The sequence below is a fragment of the Bounagaea algeriensis genome, from assembly GCF_054491375.1.
Map to the genome: position 1 here is coordinate 1,490,177 of NZ_CM137102.1, position 18,682 is coordinate 1,508,858.

General features: G+C 71.6%; 17 protein-coding genes. 10 read left to right on the top strand and 7 right to left on the bottom strand.

What is annotated here, in order from left to right; translation table 11 throughout:
* Positions 1-36: 36 nt before the first annotated feature.
* From ACVGV2_RS06790 to ACVGV2_RS06805, 4 genes are all read left to right on the top strand, one after another.
* On the top strand, positions 37-894 hold the full coding sequence (locus ACVGV2_RS06790) for a sulfurtransferase (protein WP_459165191.1): 858 nt from the start codon (positions 37-39) through the stop codon (positions 892-894).
* A gap of 206 nt (positions 895-1,100) precedes the next feature.
* The gene (locus ACVGV2_RS06795) at positions 1,101-2,276 is read left to right on the top strand and encodes an acetoin utilization protein AcuC (protein WP_459165192.1); all 1,176 of its coding nucleotides are present in this window, start codon (positions 1,101-1,103) and stop codon (positions 2,274-2,276) included.
* 11 nt (positions 2,277-2,287) lie between these two features.
* Positions 2,288-4,990, top strand: coding sequence for a bifunctional acetate--CoA ligase family protein/GNAT family N-acetyltransferase (locus ACVGV2_RS06800; RefSeq protein ID WP_459165193.1), 2,703 nt, complete (start codon positions 2,288-2,290; stop codon positions 4,988-4,990).
* Positions 4,991-5,184: 194 nt separating this feature from the next.
* Positions 5,185-6,060 (top strand): alpha/beta hydrolase family protein, encoded by an 876-nt coding sequence (locus ACVGV2_RS06805; protein WP_459165194.1) that lies wholly within the window; start codon positions 5,185-5,187, stop codon positions 6,058-6,060.
* Here the strand turns inward: ACVGV2_RS06805 and ACVGV2_RS06810 are convergent.
* Positions 6,049-7,305 carry a YeeE/YedE family protein gene (locus ACVGV2_RS06810; RefSeq protein WP_459165195.1) on the bottom strand — a complete coding sequence of 419 codons (1,257 nt, stop codon included), beginning with the start codon at positions 7,303-7,305 and terminating at the stop codon, positions 6,049-6,051. The genes ACVGV2_RS06805 and ACVGV2_RS06810 overlap by 12 nt on opposite strands.
* A gap of 172 nt (positions 7,306-7,477) precedes the next feature.
* On the opposite strand from ACVGV2_RS06810, the gene ACVGV2_RS06815 reads away from it, so the two are divergent.
* Together ACVGV2_RS06815 and ACVGV2_RS06820 are read left to right on the top strand one after the other, a co-directional pair.
* Positions 7,478-7,948, top strand: a complete 471-nt coding sequence (locus ACVGV2_RS06815; RefSeq protein WP_459165196.1) for a hypothetical protein — start codon at positions 7,478-7,480, stop codon at positions 7,946-7,948.
* Positions 7,949-8,201: 253 nt separating this feature from the next.
* On the top strand, positions 8,202-8,963 hold the full coding sequence (locus ACVGV2_RS06820; protein WP_459165197.1) for a tyrosine-protein phosphatase: 762 nt from the start codon (positions 8,202-8,204) through the stop codon (positions 8,961-8,963).
* 138 nt (positions 8,964-9,101) lie between these two features.
* Here the strand turns inward: ACVGV2_RS06820 and ACVGV2_RS06825 are convergent, their stop codons facing one another.
* The 3 genes from ACVGV2_RS06825 to ACVGV2_RS06835 all read right to left on the bottom strand — a co-directional run bounded on the left by ACVGV2_RS06825 (position 9,102) and on the right by ACVGV2_RS06835 (position 12,308).
* Positions 9,102-10,079, bottom strand: coding sequence for a sigma-70 family RNA polymerase sigma factor (locus ACVGV2_RS06825; RefSeq protein WP_459165198.1), 978 nt, complete (start codon positions 10,077-10,079; stop codon positions 9,102-9,104).
* Between the two features lie 292 nt (positions 10,080-10,371).
* On the bottom strand, positions 10,372-10,797 hold the full coding sequence (gene dtd, locus ACVGV2_RS06830; RefSeq protein WP_459165199.1) for a D-aminoacyl-tRNA deacylase: 426 nt from the start codon (positions 10,795-10,797) through the stop codon (positions 10,372-10,374).
* Positions 10,794-12,308 (bottom strand): DUF7782 domain-containing protein, encoded by a 1,515-nt coding sequence (locus ACVGV2_RS06835; protein ID WP_459165200.1) that lies wholly within the window; start codon positions 12,306-12,308, stop codon positions 10,794-10,796. Before ACVGV2_RS06835 ends, dtd begins: the two co-directional genes overlap by 4 nt.
* Positions 12,309-12,552: 244 nt before the next feature.
* Between ACVGV2_RS06835 and ACVGV2_RS06840 the strand changes: the two genes are divergently transcribed.
* The gene (locus ACVGV2_RS06840) at positions 12,553-13,143 is read left to right on the top strand and encodes an HhH-GPD-type base excision DNA repair protein (RefSeq protein ID WP_459165201.1); all 591 of its coding nucleotides are present in this window, start codon (positions 12,553-12,555) and stop codon (positions 13,141-13,143) included.
* A 12-nt stretch (positions 13,144-13,155) separates the two neighbouring features.
* Here the strand turns inward: ACVGV2_RS06840 and ACVGV2_RS06845 are convergent, their stop codons facing one another.
* Positions 13,156-13,827, bottom strand: a complete 672-nt coding sequence (locus ACVGV2_RS06845; protein ID WP_459165202.1) for a lysophospholipid acyltransferase family protein — start codon at positions 13,825-13,827, stop codon at positions 13,156-13,158.
* A 244-nt stretch (positions 13,828-14,071) separates the two neighbouring features.
* Here ACVGV2_RS06845 and ACVGV2_RS06850 point away from each other — a divergent pair, with 244 nt between their 5' ends.
* Both ACVGV2_RS06850 and ACVGV2_RS06855 read left to right on the top strand, forming a co-directional pair.
* Entirely contained in the window at positions 14,072-14,398 is a 327-nt protein-coding gene (locus ACVGV2_RS06850) for a DUF3099 domain-containing protein (RefSeq protein WP_459165203.1), read from the top strand.
* A gap of 62 nt (positions 14,399-14,460) precedes the next feature.
* Complete coding sequence (locus ACVGV2_RS06855) at positions 14,461-14,718, top strand: DUF3039 domain-containing protein (RefSeq protein ID WP_459165204.1); 258 nt, start codon at positions 14,461-14,463, stop codon at positions 14,716-14,718.
* A gap of 255 nt (positions 14,719-14,973) precedes the next feature.
* On the opposite strand, the gene ACVGV2_RS06860 is transcribed toward ACVGV2_RS06855, so the two are convergent.
* The gene (locus ACVGV2_RS06860; protein ID WP_459165205.1) at positions 14,974-16,209 is read right to left on the bottom strand and encodes a YihY/virulence factor BrkB family protein; all 1,236 of its coding nucleotides are present in this window, start codon (positions 16,207-16,209) and stop codon (positions 14,974-14,976) included.
* A 248-nt stretch (positions 16,210-16,457) separates the two neighbouring features.
* Between ACVGV2_RS06860 and ACVGV2_RS06865 the strand changes: the two genes are divergently transcribed.
* Complete coding sequence (locus ACVGV2_RS06865; protein ID WP_459165206.1) at positions 16,458-18,257, top strand: DEAD/DEAH box helicase; 1,800 nt, start codon at positions 16,458-16,460, stop codon at positions 18,255-18,257.
* Positions 18,258-18,372: 115 nt separating this feature from the next.
* Here the strand turns inward: ACVGV2_RS06865 and ACVGV2_RS06870 are convergent, their stop codons facing one another.
* Positions 18,373-18,564 (bottom strand): DUF7455 domain-containing protein, encoded by a 192-nt coding sequence (locus ACVGV2_RS06870; RefSeq protein WP_459165207.1) that lies wholly within the window; start codon positions 18,562-18,564, stop codon positions 18,373-18,375.
* Positions 18,565-18,682: the final 118 nt, after the last annotated feature.

Genomic DNA, 18,682 nt, shown 5'->3' on the forward strand with positions numbered 1-18,682 from the left:
GATTCCGACAGACCTCGTCAGTCACGAAGGGCCGTCATGCATCCGCTCATCAGCCCCGATGATCTCACGTCCGCGCTCGAGCACGAGCCGCGCCCGACTCTGCTCGACGTGAGTTGGTCTCTGTTCGGGCCGCCCGGCCGGGAAGTCTACGCGGCGGGGCACCTGCCAGGCGCGGTGTTCGTGGACCTGGACGCGGAGTTGTCCGGTACGCCCGGCGCGGGCACCGGCCGTCACCCGCTGCCCGAACCGGCGGACCTGCAAGCCGTGTTGCGGCGGGCGGGGGTGAGCACCTCCCGGCCGGTGGTCGTCTACGACGCCGACAACGGCTCGGCCGCGGCGCGCGCGTGGTGGCTGCTGCGGTGGGCGGGGCACGCCGCGGTGCGGGTGCTCGACGGCGGTTGCGCGGCCTGGCGGAGCGCGGGGCTGCCGACCACGACGGTGGTGCCCGCGCCCGAACCGGGGGATTTCACCGTCCAGCCCGGCGGCATGCCGGTGCTCGACGCCGACGAGGCCGCGCGGCTCGCCCGGGACGGCACGCTGCTCGATGCGCGCACCCCGGAACGCTACCGCGGGGAGAGCGACCCGGTCGAGCAGCGGGCGGGGCACGTTCCGGGCGCCGTCAACGCGCCGTTCGGCGAGCTCACCGACGAGGCGGGAGGCTGGCGCGACGCGGCGTCGCTGGCCGAGTGGTTCGCTGAACGCGGTGTGCGCAGTGGGCAGGTACCAGGTGCCTACTGCGGCTCGGGGGTGACCGCGTGCTCGGTGGTGCTGGCGCTCGAACAGGCCGGGGTGACCGCACCGGACCGGCCGGCGGCTCTGTTTCCCGGATCGTGGTCGGAATGGGTCGCCGATGCGCAGCGCCCGGTGGCCACGGGCACGGAGCACCCGCGCTGATCCTGCTCGTCCCGGGGCCGGCCCTGCTCGTCCCGGGCAGGCGCAGTTGCGTCCGGTTTCCGCGGCCGGGCAGGCCGAGAGCGTGCGTTGTGCGCACGCACCGGGTTTCGGCTGCGTAACCCGGTCGTGCTGTTCCACTGCAGGTCGCAGGTTGCCCGCTGCGCGGATCCCTTTGTCCTGTCCTGCTCGGGCGGTAGCGTGCCGACATGGGCAACCGATCAGCGGTGGTGTGGGACGACGGGCTCCTCGACTACGACCTCGGCGGGGACCACCCGTTGCACCCGGTGCGGCTCGATCTGACGATGCGGCTCGCGCGGGGACTCGGCCTGCTCGACGGTGTCGAACCGCACCGTCCCGGCATCGCCGGCGAGGAGGATCTGCTGCGGGTGCACAGCGCCGAGTACCTGCAGGCGGTGCGTTCGGCCCCGGACACCGGTTCTGCGGTGGGGCACGGCCTCGGAACGGCGGACAACCCGATCTTCGAGGGCATGCACGAGGCTTCCGCGCGGGTCGTCGGCGGTTCGACGCTGGCGGCGGACCTCATCGTGTCGGGGCAGACCGATCGCGCCGTCAACCTGGCGGGCGGACTGCACCACGCGATGCGGGATCGGGCTTCGGGGTTCTGCGTCTACAACGACGGTGCCGCGGCGATCGCGCGGATGCTCGAACAAGGGGTCGAGCGGATCGCCTACCTCGATGTCGACGTGCACCACGGCGACGGCGTGCAGGAAGCCTTCCGCGACGACCCGCGCGTGCTGACGATCTCGCTGCACCAGCACCCGAATTCGCTGTGGCCGCACACGGGCCACTCCCAGGAGGTCGGGTGGCCACCGGCTGACGGGGCGGCGGTGAACCTTCCGCTGCCGCCTGGGACGCGGGATGCCGACTGGCTCCGCGCCTGCTCGGCGGTGGTGCCCTCGCTGCTGTCCTCGTTCGGGCCGCAGGTGCTGGTGACCCAGTGCGGTGCGGACGCGCACGAGGACGATCCGCTCGCTGACCTGGCGCTGTCGGTGGACGGCCAGCGGGCCTGCTACCAGGCGCTGCGGGATTGGTCCCAGCGGTATGCGGGAGGTAAGTGGCTCGCGCTCGGAGGTGGGGGGTATTCGCTGGTCCGTGTCGTGCCCCGTGCTTGGACGCATCTGTTGGCCACAGTGTTGGACCGGGACCTGGCGCCGAGCACCACGATCCCGGCGGATTGGATCGCGCACGTCACGCGGGCTCTGCCCGACGGTGCCGTGCCGACGAGCCTGACGGACGGCGCTGACCCGCGGTTCGACCGGTGGTCCGGGGTGACGGAACGACCGGTGGACACGGCGATCCGCGACGCTCGGCGCGTGGTGTTCCCGCTGCACGGTCTCGACCCGGCGGACGTCCGTGACTGAAGGAGTTCGAGGTGGAAGAAGCCGCGCAGCAGCAGGTGGGGGCTGAACAGGAGGAGCTGCCGGAGGACTACCCGCGCCGCTGGGAGGCGGACGTCGTCCTCAGCGACGGCGGGACGGTGCACCTGCGCCCGATCATCCCCGCTGACGCCGACCGGATCGTGGCCCTGCACGGGAAGCTGAGCGAGCGGACCCGCTACTACCGCTACTTCGGCCCGTATCCGCGGATGCCGCGGCGCGACGTCGACCGGTTCACGCTGGTGGATTACAACCGGCGCGTCGCCCTGGTCGTGGTGCTCGGCGACGAGATCGTCGCCGTGGGGCGCTACGACCAGTTGGAGCAGGAGCACTCGGCCGAGGTGGCGTTCGTCGTCCGCGACGACCACCAGGGGCGGGGGATCGGGTCGATCCTGCTGGAACACCTCGCGGCCGCTGCGCGCGAAAGCGGCCTGCGCCGGTTCGTCGCCGAAGTGCTCGCCGAGAACAGCGGGATGGTGCGGGTCTTCCGCGACGCCGGTTACCAGATCAGCCGGGCGATCGAAGAAGGGGTCGTCCGCCTGGAATTCGACATCGATCCCACCGAGGAGTCCGTTGCCGTCGCGCGCGAGCGCGAGCAGGCCGCGGAAGCCCGCAGCGTGCACAACATGCTGCATCCGCGCTCGGTGGCGGTGATCGGTGCTTCCGCCGAGCCGGACAAGATCGGTCACGCGGTGCTGTCGAACCTGCTCATGGCCGAGTTCACCGGACCGGTTTACCCGGTGCATCCCGAGCACCGGGCCGTGTCCGGGGTGCGCGCCTACGCCTCGGTGCTCGACGTTCCCGACGACGTCGACCTGGCGGTGATCGTCATCCCCGCCGCCGGGGTCACCGAGGTGTTGGACGCCTGCTTGGCCAAAGGCGTGAAAGCGCTGGTCATCCTCAGCGCGGGCTTCGGCGAGCGCGGCGCGGAGGGCCGCGAGGTGGAACGCGAGATGGTGCGCGCCGCCCGGGTGCACGGCATGCGCGTGGTGGGACCGAACGCGCTCGGCGTGGTCAACACGGCGCCTTCGCAGCGGCTCAACGCGAGCCTCGCACCGCGACTGCCGGGGCGGGGGCGCACCGGGTTCTTCTGCCAGTCGGGTGCGCTGGGCGTGGCGATCCTCGATGCGGCCACCGAACGCGGTCTGGGGGTGTCGACGTTCGTCTCCGCGGGAAACCGGGCCGACGTGTCCGGTAATGATCTGTTGCAGTACTGGCAGACGGACCCGGACACCGATGTGGTGCTGCTGTATCTGGAGTCGTTCGGCAATCCGCGCAAGTTCGCCCGCCTGGCGCGCAGGCTGGCGCGCAGCAAGCCCGTGGTGGCCGTCAAGTCCGGGCGCAACGCGGTGCGAGCCGGGCTGGCGGCGACCTCGGCGCGCATCGACGAACCAGGTGTGCAGGCGCTGTTCGAGCATTCCGGTGTCATCCGGGTGGAGACGCTGCCGGAGATGTTCGACGTGGCCCTGCTGCTGGAGCACCAGCCGCTGCCGCGATCCGACCGGGTGGCCGTCGTGGGCAATTCGTCGGCGCTGGGCATGCTGGCGGCGGACATGGTGCGGGCCCAGGACCTGCGCTTGGCGAGCGAGCCGGTGGACGTGGGCGCTGCTGCAGGACCGGAGGAGTTCGCCGGTGCGGTGCGCGAAGCTGCGCTGCGCGAGGACGTTGATGCGCTGGTGGTCGTGTTCTCACCCCCGGTGGCGGTGCCTGGTGCGGAGTACGCCCGAGCGCTGCGGCGCGTGCTCGACGACACGGGAGCGTTGGGGGCGAAACCGGTGGTGACGACGTTCCTGGCGGGCGAAGGCGTCCCGGACGAGCTGGCAGTTCCCGGCAGCGAGGGCACCTTCGGCCGGGGATCGGTTCCGTCGTATCCGAGTCCGGAGCGTGCGGTGGCCGCGCTGGCCCGGGTCAACCGGTACGCGCAGTGGCGGGCGAAGCCGCAGGGGCATTTCGTGCGCCCCTCCGGCACGGATCGGGCACGGGCGCGTGAGCTGGTCGAGCAGTGGGTGCGCGCGGCCGATGGCGCCCCGCACCAGCTGGGGGACGAGCGGGTGGTGGAACTGCTGGACTGCTACGGCATCCGCGTGGTGCCGTTCCGGCGCGTCGGCAGCGCCGAGGCCGCGGTGGCGGCCGCGGAGGAACTGGGGTTTCCGGTGGCGGTCAAAGCGGCGCGCGGAGGGGGGCGTCACCGTTCCGATCTCGTCGGCGTGCGGCTCGATGTGAGCGACCCGGAGGTGGTGCGCCGCGCCTACGCGGAAGTGCAGGGGGATTCCGCGGGGGAGGAGGTGTACGTCCAGCGGATGGCCGAGCGGGCGACGTCCTGCGTGGTCGGCCTCTCGGACGATCCCTCGTTCGGCGCGCTCGTCTCGTTCGGGCTGTCCGGTGTGGCCAGTGAGCTGCTGGGGGACACCGCCTACCGGGCCGTTCCGCTGTCCGATCAGGACGTCTCCGAGCTGCTCCGGGCGCCGCGCGCCGCGCCGCTGTTGACCGGTTATCACGGTGCGGCTCCGGCGGATGCGGACGCGTTGGAGGACCTGGTCAACCGGGTGGCCACGCTGGCCGAGGACCTCCCGGAAGTGCGGGAGCTCGTGTTGCAGCCGGTGCTGGCGTCCTCGGCGGGGGTGGATGTCCTCGGTGCTCGGGCCGGCTTGGCGGCTTCGGCGGCGAAGCCGGATTCGGGGCCGCGGCGCTTGCGGTGAGCTGGCTCGCGCGTGCGGAGTCACGGTCGGGTGAGCCGTGCGGGAAGGCTGTTGCGTCGCGGATCGCCTGCGGCCCGGGAGAGGGCACGGTGGCCGCCTCGTGCGCGTCGGCAGGCTGTTCGGCCCGCGTGCACCGGTGTGGGGGCGCTCACCGCACGACGGCGAAACCGATCGGTTCCGTTATTGTTGCGCGCATGGACGCACGCGATGATCGGCAGGTGCTCGGCACGTTGCGGGCCGGTGCCCACACCCTGACCGTGCGGGCGGATGTCGCCGGCGGTGCCGGCCCGGTGGCCGTGCTGCTGCCGGCGATGGGCGTGCCCGCCGGCTACTACGCGCCGTTCGTCGCCGAACTGCGCGCGTGCGGTGTGTCCGTCGTGACGTTCGACCTGCGCGGCCAGGGGGAGGCCGCGCCCGCACCGCGGCGTGGCGTCCGGTTCGGCTACGAGGAGCTGGTCACCGACGTGGAAGCGGTCCACGAGCTCGTGGCCGAGCACTTCCCGGGCAGGTCGGTGTTCAACCTCGGTCACAGCCTGGGCGGGCACCTCGCCATGTTGCACGCCGGCCGTCGGCCCGACCACGTGGCGGGCGTGGCGCTGATCGCCGCCGGCACGGTGTGGTTCCGCAGCTTCCCGCGGGCGCAGCGACTGCCGCTGCTGCTGGGCAGTCAGCTCGTGGCCGGCGTGTCCCGGGGCATCGGCTACTGGCCGGGCCACCGGTTCGGCTTCGGTGGTCGGCAACCCGAGCCGGTCATGCGCGACTGGGCCCGGCAGGCACGTACGGGCCGGTACCGGCTCACCGGCGCGACCGCGGACGACGACAGCGCGATGCGGGCGTTCGCCAAGCCGATCCTGGCCGTCAGCATCGACGGGGACGGGTTCGCTCCGCCGGGGTCCGTGTCCGCCTTGGCGCACCGGGCCGCCGACGCACCGCGCACCGTTGCGCACTACGCGACCGGGGATGCGGGCGTCTCCGAGCTGGGGCACTTCAGGTGGGCGCGCCGCGGCGGCGCCGAACTCGCCCGGTGGGTGGGCGAGTGGGCCGGCGCCCGGGTCGCGTCAGCAGGCTGAATCCGCCGGCTTGGGCACGCCGAGACCGAACAGCGGACGCAGTTTCAGGCCGATCCAGGTGCCTGCGAGCGCCAGCAGGGCCCAGGCCCAGCCGTGCAGCGAGAACGAGGCGATGCCGGAGAAGTAGGCACCGATGTTGCAGCCGTAGGCCAGGCGGGCGCCGTAGCCCATGAGCAGCCCGCCCAGCACAGCGGCGCAGACCGCCTTCGCCGGCAGGCGTTTGACGAGGACGAACGCGCCGGAGGCGGCCGAGGCGACCAGGGCGCCGATGATGATGCCGAAGTTGAGCACCGAGGTGGAGTCGGCCAGCACCGGTTCGCTCAGCGCCGAGGCCTTCTCCCCCTGCCAGTAGCCCCAGCTGGCCACGTCCACGCCGAGCGCCTGCAGCACCTTGCAGCCCCAGAGGACGAACGCGGAGGTGATCCCCCACGGGCTGCCGCGGGTGAGCAGGACGACCACGTTGAGCACGGCGAGGGCCAGTGCACCCACCCACATCGGCCACGAGCCGCGGATGATGCGCAACCAGCCGCGAGAGCTGGAGGGGCGGCCGGCCGGCGGTGCGCCGCGGCGCCGCGTCCAGCGCCAGGCGGCGTAGCCGAGCGCGGCGAACAGGATCACCTGCAGCGCCGCAGCCCCGCCGTAGCCCAGGCCGGTGTCCGTGGCCAGGGAGAACGAGCCCAGCGTGCGGGCGTCGGCGCTCCACCAGGGCATGTGCAGGGCACCGAGCACCGATCCGCAGATGAAGAAGAACAGGGTCACCACGATCAGGGTGTTGCCGCCGCCGACGGTGAACAGGGTGCCGGAGGCGCAGGCGCCGCCGAGCTGCATGCCGATCCCGAAGAGCACGGCGCCGACGACGAGGCCCCAGCCGAGTGGTTCGACGTTGCCTTCCGGCGTGTTGCCGAAGAGTCCGACGCCGCCGGCGAGGACCGGTGCGAACAGGATCGAGGCCGCCCCGAGCATGAGCAGGTGCGCGCGCAATCCGGAGGATTGGCCGACGGAGACCAGTTGGCGCCAGGCCGAGGTGAAGCCGAACCGGGAGTGGAACAGCGTCAGCCCCAGCGCCAGTCCCAGGACCGCCAGCACGGCCGATTCGGCATCGGCCACCGCCCCCGCGGTGATGATCAGCGCGACGGCGGCCAGTCCGCCGACGCCGAGGGGGAGCCATCGGGGGCGGCTCGGCCGTTCCGTCTCCGGAGCGTGCCGTGGTGCTGACCGCAAGTCGGACGTGGCGGTCGCGGACATGGTCGTTTCCTTCCTCCCCGCAGTTTCTCTCGCCCGTCGAGTCAACCATCGGAGCACGGTTGCAGCCACGCTTCCCGGAATCCGGGAACGCCGGTGTTCGGAACAGCCGGTGTTCGGGAACGCCGGGCGGTGCGCAGGCAACCGCGGCGGCGGCCACGTCCGTCCTGAGGGCATGAGACGACACGGCATGATCGCCGCGCTCGCCGCGGCACTGTTCGCGACGGCCGCCTGCGGGCAGTCCAACGACGTCGGTTTCGGGGGTCCTCCACCGGCTCCGGAGCCGCCCCCGACGTCGCGTCCGCCGGCGAATCCGGAACCGAAACCGGTCGAACAACGCAGCCCGGTGCGGCCTCCGCGCGTCAATGCGCAGCTGCCCGAGGGCTATCCGGTCCAGGTGTGGACGCAGGACCGGGGGCGCGTCCTCGTGGCCACCGGCCAGGAAGGCGGGTGCGGCGAGGTGCACGCCCAGCTGGTCGAGCAGAACGACGAGCACGTGACCGTGAAACTCGTCGAAGAGACCCCCGAACCGCCGGCGTACTGCACGATGGACCTGCGCTACCCGCCGGTGGCGGTGCCGCTGACCGAACCACTGGGCGAGCGCACCGTCGTGCTGCAGCAGGACGAGGTGCACGTGCCCCGATGAACGGCTGCTTGCGGTGACCAGCTGTCTGCGGTGACCAGCACCCTCCGGGGCGGACGTTTCCCCGGTGGCGCTGCGGCTGACCCCACCGGATCCGGCAGCGCGCCTGGCCGTGGCGGGCCGTGCGCCCGCAGTAGTGGCGGGCGCGGCGGTGCGGCTGGGAAGCTCGAGGCGGGGCGGGCACGGCCTGTCGTGCTCCGCCCCGGCATGTCGAGCGAACCGGGTCCGACGCCTGGATCCAGGCGAGGGAGGCGAGTTGTCACACACCGGGGAAGAGATGAACTGTCTGGTCAACCTGCGGGACGTCGGCGGAATCCCCACTGCGTCCGGGGCGGTGACCCGCCACAACGTGCTCTACCGCGCGGATGCTCCTTACGCGGGGGACGAGACGCCGGACGCGGTGGGGGAGTGGCCGCCCTCGGTGGTGGTGGATCTGCGGCAGCCCGCGGAGCTCAACGGCAAACCGCATCCGCTGTCCGAGAGCTGCACGGTGCGTTCCGTGCCGCTGATCGAGGACGTGCACGAAGGCCCCACCGTGGCAGGTGATGACGGCTCGCGGCACGAGCTGACCGTGCTGTACGAGGGGATGCTCAACGACGCGCCGAAGAAGCTCGTCGAGGTCTTCCGCCTGGTGCTCGAGACCGAGGGGCCGGTGTTGATCCACTGCGCCGCGGGCAAGGACCGCACCGGTGTGAGCACGGCGATGCTGCTCAGCGCGGCGGGTGTGCGCTCCGACGCGATCGTCGCCGATTACATGCGCACCGACCGGAACATGCTCCGGGTGCTGCAGCGGTTGGATGCGGCCCCGGAAATGCCGCCCGGCGTGGACGAGGAGGCGGTTCTGGAGCTGATCTCCACCCCCACCGAAGCGATCGAGACGGTGCTGGAGCGTTTCGACTCCTACGCGGACGGCGCGGCCGGCTGGCTGCGCGAACGCGGTGTCACCGACGCGGAGTTGACCCGGTGGCAGGAGCGGTTCACCACCGAGGTGGCAGGCCCCGAGGTGCCCTGGGAGTGAGGTGGCTCTCCACTGGTGCCCGCCACGCGCGTTCGTGGTGCGGTTCCGGGCGAACGGAAAGCCGGACCCGCGTGCAGCGAGTCCGGCCTCCCCGGGACGGGCGGTGGTCGGCGGCCACCGCGAACGTCGCGAGCGCGGTCAGCTGGCGTAGGAGCGCAGCCGGTCGGCCCGGTCGCCCTGGCGCAGCTTCGCCATGACCTCGCGTTCGATCTGGCGGACCCGTTCGCGGGACAGCCCGAAGGCCCGGCCGATCTGGTCGAGCGTGTGCGGCTGGCCGTCGTCGAGGCCGTACCGCATGCGGATCACGGCCTGCTCCCGCTCCTCCAGGGTGCTCAGGACCCGGCGCAGGTCGTCTTGCAGGAAGCCGGAGATCACCGTGTTCTCGGCGTTGGCGCTCTCCCCGTCCTCGATGAAGTCGCCGAGGGGAGCGTCCTCCTCGCTGCCGACCGGCATGTCCAGGCTCACCGGGTCGCGGGAGTGGTCGAGCAGGTCGGTGACCTTGTCCACGGACATGTCCGCTTCCTTGGCCATCTCCTCCTCGGTGGCTTCCCGGCCGTACTTCTGGTGCAGGTCGCGCTTGATCCGGGCCAGCTTGTTGACCTGCTCGACCAGGTGCACGGGCAGCCGGATCGTGCGGCTCTGATCGGCCATGCCCCGGGTGATGGCCTGCCGGATCCACCAGGTGGCGTAGGTGGAGAACTTGAATCCCTTGGTGTAGTCGAACTTCTCCACCGCGCGGATCAGGCCGAGGTTGCCCTCCTGGATCAGGTCGAGCAACGGCATTCCGCGGCCGGTGTAGCGCTTGGCCAGGCTCACCACGAGGCGGAGGTTGGCTTCCATGAGGTGGTTCTTGGCGCGACGTCCGTCACGCACCACGGCGTTCAGATCGGAGCGCCGCTCACGGCTCATGGAGTCCTGCTCGGTGTCCAGCAGGTGCTTGGCGTACACCCCGGCCTCGATGCGCTTGGCCAGGTCGACCTCGTCTTGCGCGGAGAGCAGAGCCGTGCGCCCGATGCCGTTGAGGTAGACCCGCACCAGGTCCGCGGACGGTCCCTGGTTGTCCAGGTCCGCCTCGGTGACGGCGACATCCGGGTTGGCGGTCTGCGGGACGGTCATGGAGCTTCCTCCCTGACGGGCTTACTGAAGGGGCGCACGTCACACCGACGGGCCATTACACGCTGTGCAAGACGCGTACGGTCGGTACTAGGACCGATGACGCGTCATCGGGTGGCGGGCCGCGCGAGTCATTGCTCGTGCTTCCTCCTCGTGCGGCCTGCCGACGAAGCTTCGTACCCGTAAAACGTGTGCGGGTTCGAATTCGTTCCCGCTGTTTCCGTCCCGTGGACGTCATCCCCGTCACATCCGTTGCGCGGGATTCCTGAGTATTCGCTGAGAGCCCGCGTTACATTCAGACTTCCACCAAAAGTGTGAATGGCCCGTCGTGCGCGCTCTCGATCTCCATCGCGGCCCCGAAGCTGCCCGTTTCCACCCGCGCACCGCGCTCGCGCAGCGCGTCGACCACCGCCTGCACCAGCGGTTCGGCCTGGTCCGGGGGTGCCGCGGGGCTCCACGAGGGCCGCCGCCCCTTGCGGGTGGAGCCGTACAGCGTGAACTGGCTGACTACGAGCAGCGGCGCCCCCGTGGAAGCGCAGGACTCCTCGTCGCGCAGCGCCCGAATTTCGTGCAGCTTCCGGGACATTGTGCCGACTTGCTCCGGCCCGTCGGAATGCGTCACGGCCAAAAGCACCAGCAGTCCCGGTTCGCCGATCTCGCCGACGACGTCGCCGCCGACCGCCACCGAGGCGCGGGTGACGCGGCTGACCACCGCCCTCAATCCGCTTCCTCCACCCATTCCGCCGGAACGACCATTCCGTGCCGAATCAGTTCCCGGAGAACCGGCAACGCGGAGCGCGTCAGTTCCTCCGAATCGCGCCCGTGCCCGAGCGCGAGCAGTTCCAGGACCTCCTCCAGGGGCAGTCCGCCCCGGCAACCGGCGAGCAGCAGCGCCCCGAGCTCGTCGACCTCGTGCTGCCAGCCCGGGCCGTCGGTGCGGTGCAGGCGCCGCACCACCGGCTGCCAGCCTTCGTCCCCGTGCTCGGAAACCTCCTCGAGAACCGTGCTCGGGGCCGTGGCCAGGCGGCTGCGCAGCAGGGCCTCGTCGCCGCGCTCGGCCAACCACTGCACGCGGCCCAACCACTCATCGGCCTCCGGCCCGAGCGGGTCGTCGTAGGCCTGGCGCAGGTCCTCGCAGACGACCTCCCCCGCGCGCCCGTCCGTGCGGCGCAGCGTGCCGAAGCCGAAGCCGACGGCCTCGACCCCGTTGTCCTCGAACCACCGCAGCCACTCCTCGCCCGCGCGACGGCCCGCGGCGGAACGCGGGTCGTACCCCGCGTCGCGCAGCCACGTGCCCACGTACAACGCCGGATCGGCCACATCGCGCTGCACGAACCACGCGTCCACCCCGCCGCCCGGCAGCCAGGACGAGACGCGGTCCCGCCAGTCCTCACCGGCGCGGTGCAGCCACGCGGCCAGCACGTGACCCGTCCCGCCCTCGGTGAGCAGCGGCGGCAGCTGCCGGACCAGCAACGCGCTCGCATCGTCGCCGGACAGGCCCGAGTCGCGGTAGACGAACTCGGTGCGCGGGGGCCCCACGACGAACGGCGGGTTGCACACGATCTGGTCGAAGCGACCGCCCCGCACCGGGTCGAACCACTCGCCCTGCCGCAGATCCACCTCGATGTTGTTGAGGCGGAAGGTCGCCGAGGCCAGTTGCAACGCCCGTTCCGAGACGTCCGTGGCGGTGATCCGGCGCGCGTGCGCGCTGGCGTGCAGCGCCTGCACCCCGCAGCCGGTGCCCACGTCGAGCACCGCGTCGACGGGACGGCGCGGTGTGGCCCGCACCAGGCTCATCGAGGCGTGCCCCACGCCGAGGACGTGCTCGCGGTGGGCAGGCACGCCCGACCCGCGCGCCTCCGAATCCAAGTCCGAGACGACCCACCAGGACCGGTCGCCGGCCCCGTGCGGGCGGATGTCCAGTGCGGCGCGGACCTCGTCGCCGTCGGTGTGCACGATGCCGCCGGCCCGGGCCTCCTCCAGCGGAAGCGGGTGCAGCGCCGCCTCCACTGCGCTGCGCGGTTCGGTCTCGCCCAGCATGAACACGCGGACGAGCACGCCGAGGGCCCCGCCGTCGGCGCTGGCGCGCAACGCGGGAGCCGGCTCGCCGCGGCCCAGGGCCGCCTGCGCGTGCGGACCGACGAGCTCCAGCACCCCGCCGGTGTCGTACCGGTTCCGCTGCAGCGCCTCCCGGAGGCGGTCGATGCGGTCGTTGGTCAGTTCAACAGTCACCTGCTGATGCTCACACGCCGCGGGTCCCGCCCGGCGCGCGACGTCCGCAGCGCTGTGCGGTACACCACACGCCCGCGCGGTGGTCGAGTCCTGCGGTGGCAGCCAGCCCGAGCGGGCCTCGGAGCCGGACGGCGGCGTCCTGCTGCGGTACTGGATCGATTGACGCGAACCGGAGCGGACAGCCGGGCCGGGCAGCCGCGGGCGGCCGCTCTCCGGCCGGGGAGCAGGCTGCCAGGATGAGGGCATGTCGTACACGCTCAACCTGACCGGCGACGACGAGGCCGACGCCCTGCTCAGCCGGGATCCGTTCGCGCTGCTCACCGGTGCGCTGCTGGACCAGCAGGTCGCCATGGAGCTGGCCTTCACCGGGCCGAAGAAGATAGCCGAGCGCATGGACGGATTCGACGTGGAACGGATCGCCGAGTCCGATCCGGAGGCCTTCGCCGACCTGTGCGCGCAGAAACCAGCCGTGCACCGCTACGCGGGGTCGATGGCGCGCCGCATCCACACCCTCGCCGGGCATGTCGTGGAGCACTACGACGGTGCTGCCGAGCGGATCTGGGCCGAGGGCGATCCGGACGGCAAGGAGGTGCTCAAGCGGCTCAAAGCCCTGCCCGGCTACGGTGAGCAGAAGGCGAAGATCTTCCTCGCGCTGCTCGGCAAGCAGCTCGGTGTCGAACCGGAGGGCTGGCGCGAAGCTGCGGGGAACTACGGCGAGCAGGACGCGCGCCGCTCGATCGCCGATGTCGTCGACCGCCAGACGCTCGCCGAGGTGCGGGCCTTCAAGAAGCAGCAGAAAGCGGCGACCAACGCCCCGGGGCCGAGCGGACGGTAGTTGCCGGCCGCGTCACGCCGCCGCGGAACCGGGCTGCTGGTACTTGTCGACGTACTCCTGCTCGGACAGCTCGGAGATCGCGTACATGATCTCGTCGGTGATCGAGCGCAGCACCGGCAGCGAACCGTCCATGCCGTGGTAGCGGGAGAAGTCCAGGGGGTCGCCGAAGCGGACGGTCACGGGACGCGGACGGGGGATCTTCACACCGCTGGGCTGAAGCTCGTCGGTCCCGCTGAGTGCGACCGGCACGACGGGAGCGCCGGTGCCCAGGGTGAGCCGCGCCACGCCGGTGCGGCCTCGGTAGAGGCGGCCGTCCGGTGAGCGCGTCCCCTCGGGGTGGATGCCGAACGCCCCGCCGGCGCGCAGCACCCGCTCGGCTTCGGAGATGGCGGCCTGCGCGGCGCGGCCCCGGCCGCGCTCCACGGGGATCGCCCCGATCGCGTTGAAGAACCAGCGCTTCGTCCGCCCGGCGGTGCCGGTTCCCTGGAAGTACTCGGCCTTGGCGAGGAAAGCCACCGGACGCGGCACCACGAGCGGCACGATGAAGCTGTCGAGCACGGCGAGGTGGTTCGGCGCGAGGATCACCGGCCCCTCCGCCGGCACCTTGTCCGCGTCGATCACCGTCGGCCGGTACACGCAGCGTGCGACCGCTCCGAGGATGCGCTTGCTCGCCGTGTAGAACATGCTTCGCCTCCCAGCTGTGGTCCGTCCGGAATCTAACCCGCGGAGGTTTCGGCGCGGTGGTCGGCGGGTCACCCGGAGGACCGGGCCGCGTTCAGGGGGGCCGCGTTCAGGGGGTCGCGTTCACGACGTTGGAAGAACACCATGGATGTGGATCCCGTCCCCGTCCGGTGCCGTCCACCCGATCCGCAGTCCCAGCCGCAGCGCGGCGAGGCGAAGTGGCAGCATCGCAACCGGAGGTAGTGTCGTGACCAACGCACGCAGAGACGACACCCCGGTGCTGATCACCGAGGCGCAGCCGTCCTATGACGATCAACAGGCTTCGCGGCGTCGCAGGTACGGGTGGATGATGGCTTCGCGCTTCCCGTGCCTCGTCGGCGCGGCGCTCGTGTTCCACTTCACCCAGCTGTGGTGGCTGGCGCTGATCATCATCGCGGTTTCCATCCCGCTGCCGTGGATGGCGGTGCTCATCGCCAACGACCGGCCGGCCCGGAAGAAGGAGAACGTGCACCGGTTCCGGCGTTCGCATCGCGGGATCGACTCGCAGAGCCACCGCGTGGTGGAAAGCGCCTGATCATCCGCGATCGAAGGGCCACGCGGTGACCGTTCGCGGCCCGCGTAGGGCATCATGGTCACATGAGCACGACGACGATGCCTGACACCGATGTCCGGCCGGATACCACCGACCAGACCAGTGACGACCGGCCTGAAGTCTTCCACTACGTGCGCAAGGACAAGATCACCGAGAGCGCGGTCACCGGGAACTACGTGGTCGCGCTGTGCGGGGAGGTCTTCCCGGTGACCAAGTCGCCGAAGCCGAACTCGCCGGTGTGCTCGAAGTGCAAGAAGGTCTTCGACGGGCTCCCCTCGGGCGGCGATGACGACGACGAGTGACCCGGGGCGAGCGCCCAGGAACGAGTGACCCGGCCGCAGGCGCGGTGGGTCGCGTCCGGGAGCTCCATGATGCCGAACCGCGAGCGGGCCGCGGACCGCGCTCGCGGTCGGCCGCTCGCACATCGCCGCCGGTCGTGCGCCGGCATGCGTCGGCACCGGTCAGCCCGCGGCGCCTGTCCGTCCCCCCGGGGCCGCTCACCCCCGGCCCGGTCCTCACTCCCCGGCCCGCACTCCTCGGTCCGCACTCCTCAGTCCTCACTCCTCAGGGCTGCCGCGCCGCGCCAGCCACGGCGCCGGTCCGTCCTGTTCAGGACGGGTGCTGCCGTCCACGGATCCCGCGCGGCCGGTCTCGTCCGGACCGGTGTCATCACCGACGGTGCCGTCGCGGCCGGGGAGCTGTTCGTCCGGTTCCGCGCCGACCGCCGCACGCACGCCCGCATCCGCATCGGAGCCGAACTCCGGCGCCGCCTGCGCGCTCTCCTCGTCCGCAGCGCGCTGCCACTCCTGGTAGCCCCGTTCGGTGTGGATGCGCTGCGCGAGACGCTTCATCTCCAGCCGCCGCCACCGGCGGCGTTCCCGTCGAGTCATCCGCGCCGGCCACATCTCCTGCAGCGCGTTGTTGAACTGGGCACCGAGGATGATCGCGAAACCCAGGAAGAACGCGAACAGCAGGAACGCGATCGGTGCGGCCAGCGCACCGTAGGTGTAGCCGGTGCTTGTCACCCACCCGAAGTAGAACCGCAGGCCCGCGCTGGAGCACAGGAACACCAGCATCGCCAGCAGCGCACCCGGTACGCCCCGGTGCCAGGGCAGCTTCTGCGGCAGTGCGAGCTTGTACAGCGTGGTGAGCACCACCATCAACGCGATCCCGGTGGCGGGGTAGTACAGCAGGTGGATCAGCCAGGCGATGTCGTCCTGCACCACCCGCGGGAACAGCGTGGCCAGCAGGCCCGGTCCGAGAGTGAGCACCGGCAGGCCGATGACGGCCGCCGCCAGTGATCCCAGGTACAGCAGCAGCGTGAACGCCCGTTGCCACACCACGTTGCGCACCAGCTCCTGGCGGTGCGCCAGCGTGATCGAATCGATGAGCGAGGCCAGCGCGGAGGAACCAGCCCACAGCGACAGCACGAAGCCGATCGAGACGATGCCGCCGCGTCCCTCGGTGAGGACGTCGAACACGGTCGGGCCGATGATCTGGTCCACCACCGCGGCGCTGAACACGGTTTCCGCCAGGCCGATGATCTCGCCCTGCACGTCGGCGACGAAGTCGTGACCGAACCAACCGCCGAGGAACCCGAGACTGCCCAGCAGTCCGAGCAGCAGCGGCGGCAGCGACAGCGTCTGCCAGAACGCTGCGGCGGCCGATTCGGAGAAGATGTTGTCCCACCACGCCTTCGACGCGGTGCGCGCGACGAGCCGCAACGGCCCCCGCCGCGGGCACGGCGGCCGTGGGGTGCGGCTTTGCTGGGCATCGCGACTCGGACCGGTCATGGCAGTGTTCAGCATGGTTCATCGGGCGCTCGGGCGGGCAACGGGCACCCGCTGTGTCGCTGCCGGGTGTGACGCCGCTGCCGGGGCCGGCGCCCGCTGCTGGGTGTGGCAGGGGCGACGCGCGGCTCGCAGGTAGGCTGCACGGCGGCCCGCGCGCGGCGCGCGGCGGTGCTGCGGTGTTGGCGGTGGCCGTGGGGGCTCCTCGTTTCCGGTTGGAAATGCGAAGGCGAAAGGAGTGGCGAGCCGGCGTGTCCGAAACGCAGCAGGACCAAGCGGTCCGGTCCGTGCTCAGCGACCCGTCGCAGGTGTCGTCCCGGCCGCTGCGCGACTGGCAGCGGCGCGCCCTGACCCGGTACCTGGCGAAGAATCCGCGCGACTTCCTGGCGGTGGCCACGCCCGGTGCGGGCAAGACGGCCTTCGGCCTGCGCGTGGCCGCCGAACTGTTCGCCGACCGCACGATCGATGCGGTCACGGTGGTGACCCCCACCGAGCACCTCAAGCACCAGTGGGCGATGGCCGCCGCGGGCGCGGGCATTCCCATCGACCCGGAGTTCCGCAACACCGATGGTGTGACCTCCAGCGACTACCGCGGTGTGGCCGTCACCTACGCACAAGTGGCAACGCACGCCACCCTGCACCGCGTGCGCACCGAGCGGCGCAAGACGCTGGTGATCCTCGACGAGGTGCACCACGCCGGTGACGCCAAGTCGTGGGGCGATGCGATCCGCGAGGCGTTCACCCCCGCGGTGCGGCGGCTCGCGCTCACCGGCACGCCGTTCCGCAGCGACGACAACCCGATCCCGTTCGTCACCTACGAACCCGACGGCGACGGGGCCGACCGCAGCAAGGCCGACCACGTCTACGGCTATTCCGACGCCCTCCAGGACGGGGTGGTGCGGCCGGTGGTGTTCCTGGCGTACTCGGGTGAGGCCCGCTGGCGCACCAACGCCGGGGACGAGTTCACCGCGCGCCTGGGGGAGCCGCTCACCGCGGAGCAGACCACCCGTGCCTGGCGCACCGCGTTGGACCCCTCGGGGGAGTGGATCCCGTCGGTGCTCAAGGCGGCGGACACGCGGCTGACGCAGTTGCGCAAGGACGGCATGTCCGATGCGGGCGGGCTCGTCGTCGCCTCCGACCACGAGCACGCGCGGGCCTACGCGCGCACGCTCAAGCAGCTCACCGGCCACGATCCGGTGCTGGTGCTCTCCGATGATCCGCGTGCCTCGGACCGCATCGCCCGGTTCGCCGAATCCGACGAGCGTTGGATGGTCGCGGTGCGGATGGTCAGCGAGGGCGTCGACGTGCCCCGCCTGGCCGTGGGCGTGTACGCCACGAGCGCCTCGACGCCGCTGTTCTTCGCCCAGGTCGTCGGCCGGTTCGTGCGGTCCCGGCGGCCGGGGGAGACCGCGAGCATCTTCCTGCCGAGCGTTCCGGTGCTGCTCGAGCTGGCCAGCCAGCTGGAGGCCGAGCGGGACCACGTGCTCGGCAAGCCGCACCGGGAGAAGGAGGGCTGGAACGACGAACTCGTCGCCGAGGCGAACCGGACCCGCGACGAGCCGGGCGAGGAGGAGAAGGCCTACACCGCGCTCGGAGCCGACGCGGAACTGGACCAGGTCATCTACGACGGTTCGTCCTTCGGTACCGCGGCCTTCTCCACGACGGAGGAGGAGCAGGAGTACCTGGGCCTGCCGGGGCTGCTGGAACCGGACCAGATGCGCGCCCTGCTGCGCAAGCGCCAGCAGGAGCAGCTGCAGGAGGTGGACCAGCGCGAGCAGCAGGCCAAGGCCGAGGAGCAGCGCAAGCAGGAGCAGGCCCAGCAGCGGCAGGAGCAGCAGCGGCAGGAGCAGGGCCGTCCGCAGAGCGTGCAGGAACGGCAGCGGACCCTGCGCAAGGAGCTCAACACGCTCGTGTCGCTGCACCACCAGCGCACCAAGAAGCCGCACGGCGCGATCTACAACGAACTGCAGCGCGTCTGCGGCGGCCCGCCCACGGCGATGGCCACGGTGGATCAGTTGGAGGAGCGCATCGCCACGCTGCGGTCCTGGTGACCCGCGCCGGTGGCGTCCGCTGCGTCGGCAGGGTGAGTGCGCGGCCGGCGACGTGAACGTGCCCCGCGGGAATTCCGATTCCCGCGGGGCACGTTCGACTCGGGCGTTCGCAGCGTCAGACCGCGCGCTCGTCCTGAGCGATGTCGGCCTCGGCCTGGCGCAGGCCGTCTTCGTATTCACGGGCGTGGTGGCCGCAGAACAGCAGCTCGCCACCAGAGGGCAGCACGGCGCGGAGCTTGGCGGCGGCGCCGCAGCGGTCGCAGCGGTCGGCGGCGGTCAGCTCGGGGCGGGTGAGCGTTTGGGGCATCGTGGTCTCCCTCCGTCCCGGCGTCGGGGGTTCCGACGCCTCGATTGCTACGACCACCGGTGGTCCGCTGGCTGTCGGGTCGGTGCGTCGGTCTCCACTCTTGCAGACGCACAGCCGC

Coding starts and splice junctions, on each gene's coding strand:
- ACVGV2_RS06845 (WP_459165202.1), bottom strand. CDS start 13,827: ATGTTCTACACGGCGAGCAAGCGCATCCTCGGAGCGGTCGCACGCTGC.
- ACVGV2_RS06825 (WP_459165198.1), bottom strand. CDS start 10,079: ATGACCGTCCCGCAGACCGCCAACCCGGATGTCGCCGTCACCGAGGCG.
- ACVGV2_RS06860 (WP_459165205.1), bottom strand. CDS start 16,209: ATGACCGGTCCGAGTCGCGATGCCCAGCAAAGCCGCACCCCACGGCCG.
- ACVGV2_RS06855 (WP_459165204.1), top strand. CDS start 14,461: ATGAGCACGACGACGATGCCTGACACCGATGTCCGGCCGGATACCACC.
- ACVGV2_RS06810 (WP_459165195.1), bottom strand. CDS start 7,305: ATGTCCGCGACCGCCACGTCCGACTTGCGGTCAGCACCACGGCACGCT.
- ACVGV2_RS06795 (WP_459165192.1), top strand. CDS start 1,101: ATGGGCAACCGATCAGCGGTGGTGTGGGACGACGGGCTCCTCGACTAC.
- ACVGV2_RS06870 (WP_459165207.1), bottom strand. CDS start 18,564: ATGCCCCAAACGCTCACCCGCCCCGAGCTGACCGCCGCCGACCGCTGC.
- ACVGV2_RS06815 (WP_459165196.1), top strand. CDS start 7,478: ATGAGACGACACGGCATGATCGCCGCGCTCGCCGCGGCACTGTTCGCG.
- ACVGV2_RS06805 (WP_459165194.1), top strand. CDS start 5,185: ATGGACGCACGCGATGATCGGCAGGTGCTCGGCACGTTGCGGGCCGGT.
- ACVGV2_RS06790 (WP_459165191.1), top strand. CDS start 37: ATGCATCCGCTCATCAGCCCCGATGATCTCACGTCCGCGCTCGAGCAC.
- ACVGV2_RS06840 (WP_459165201.1), top strand. CDS start 12,553: ATGTCGTACACGCTCAACCTGACCGGCGACGACGAGGCCGACGCCCTG.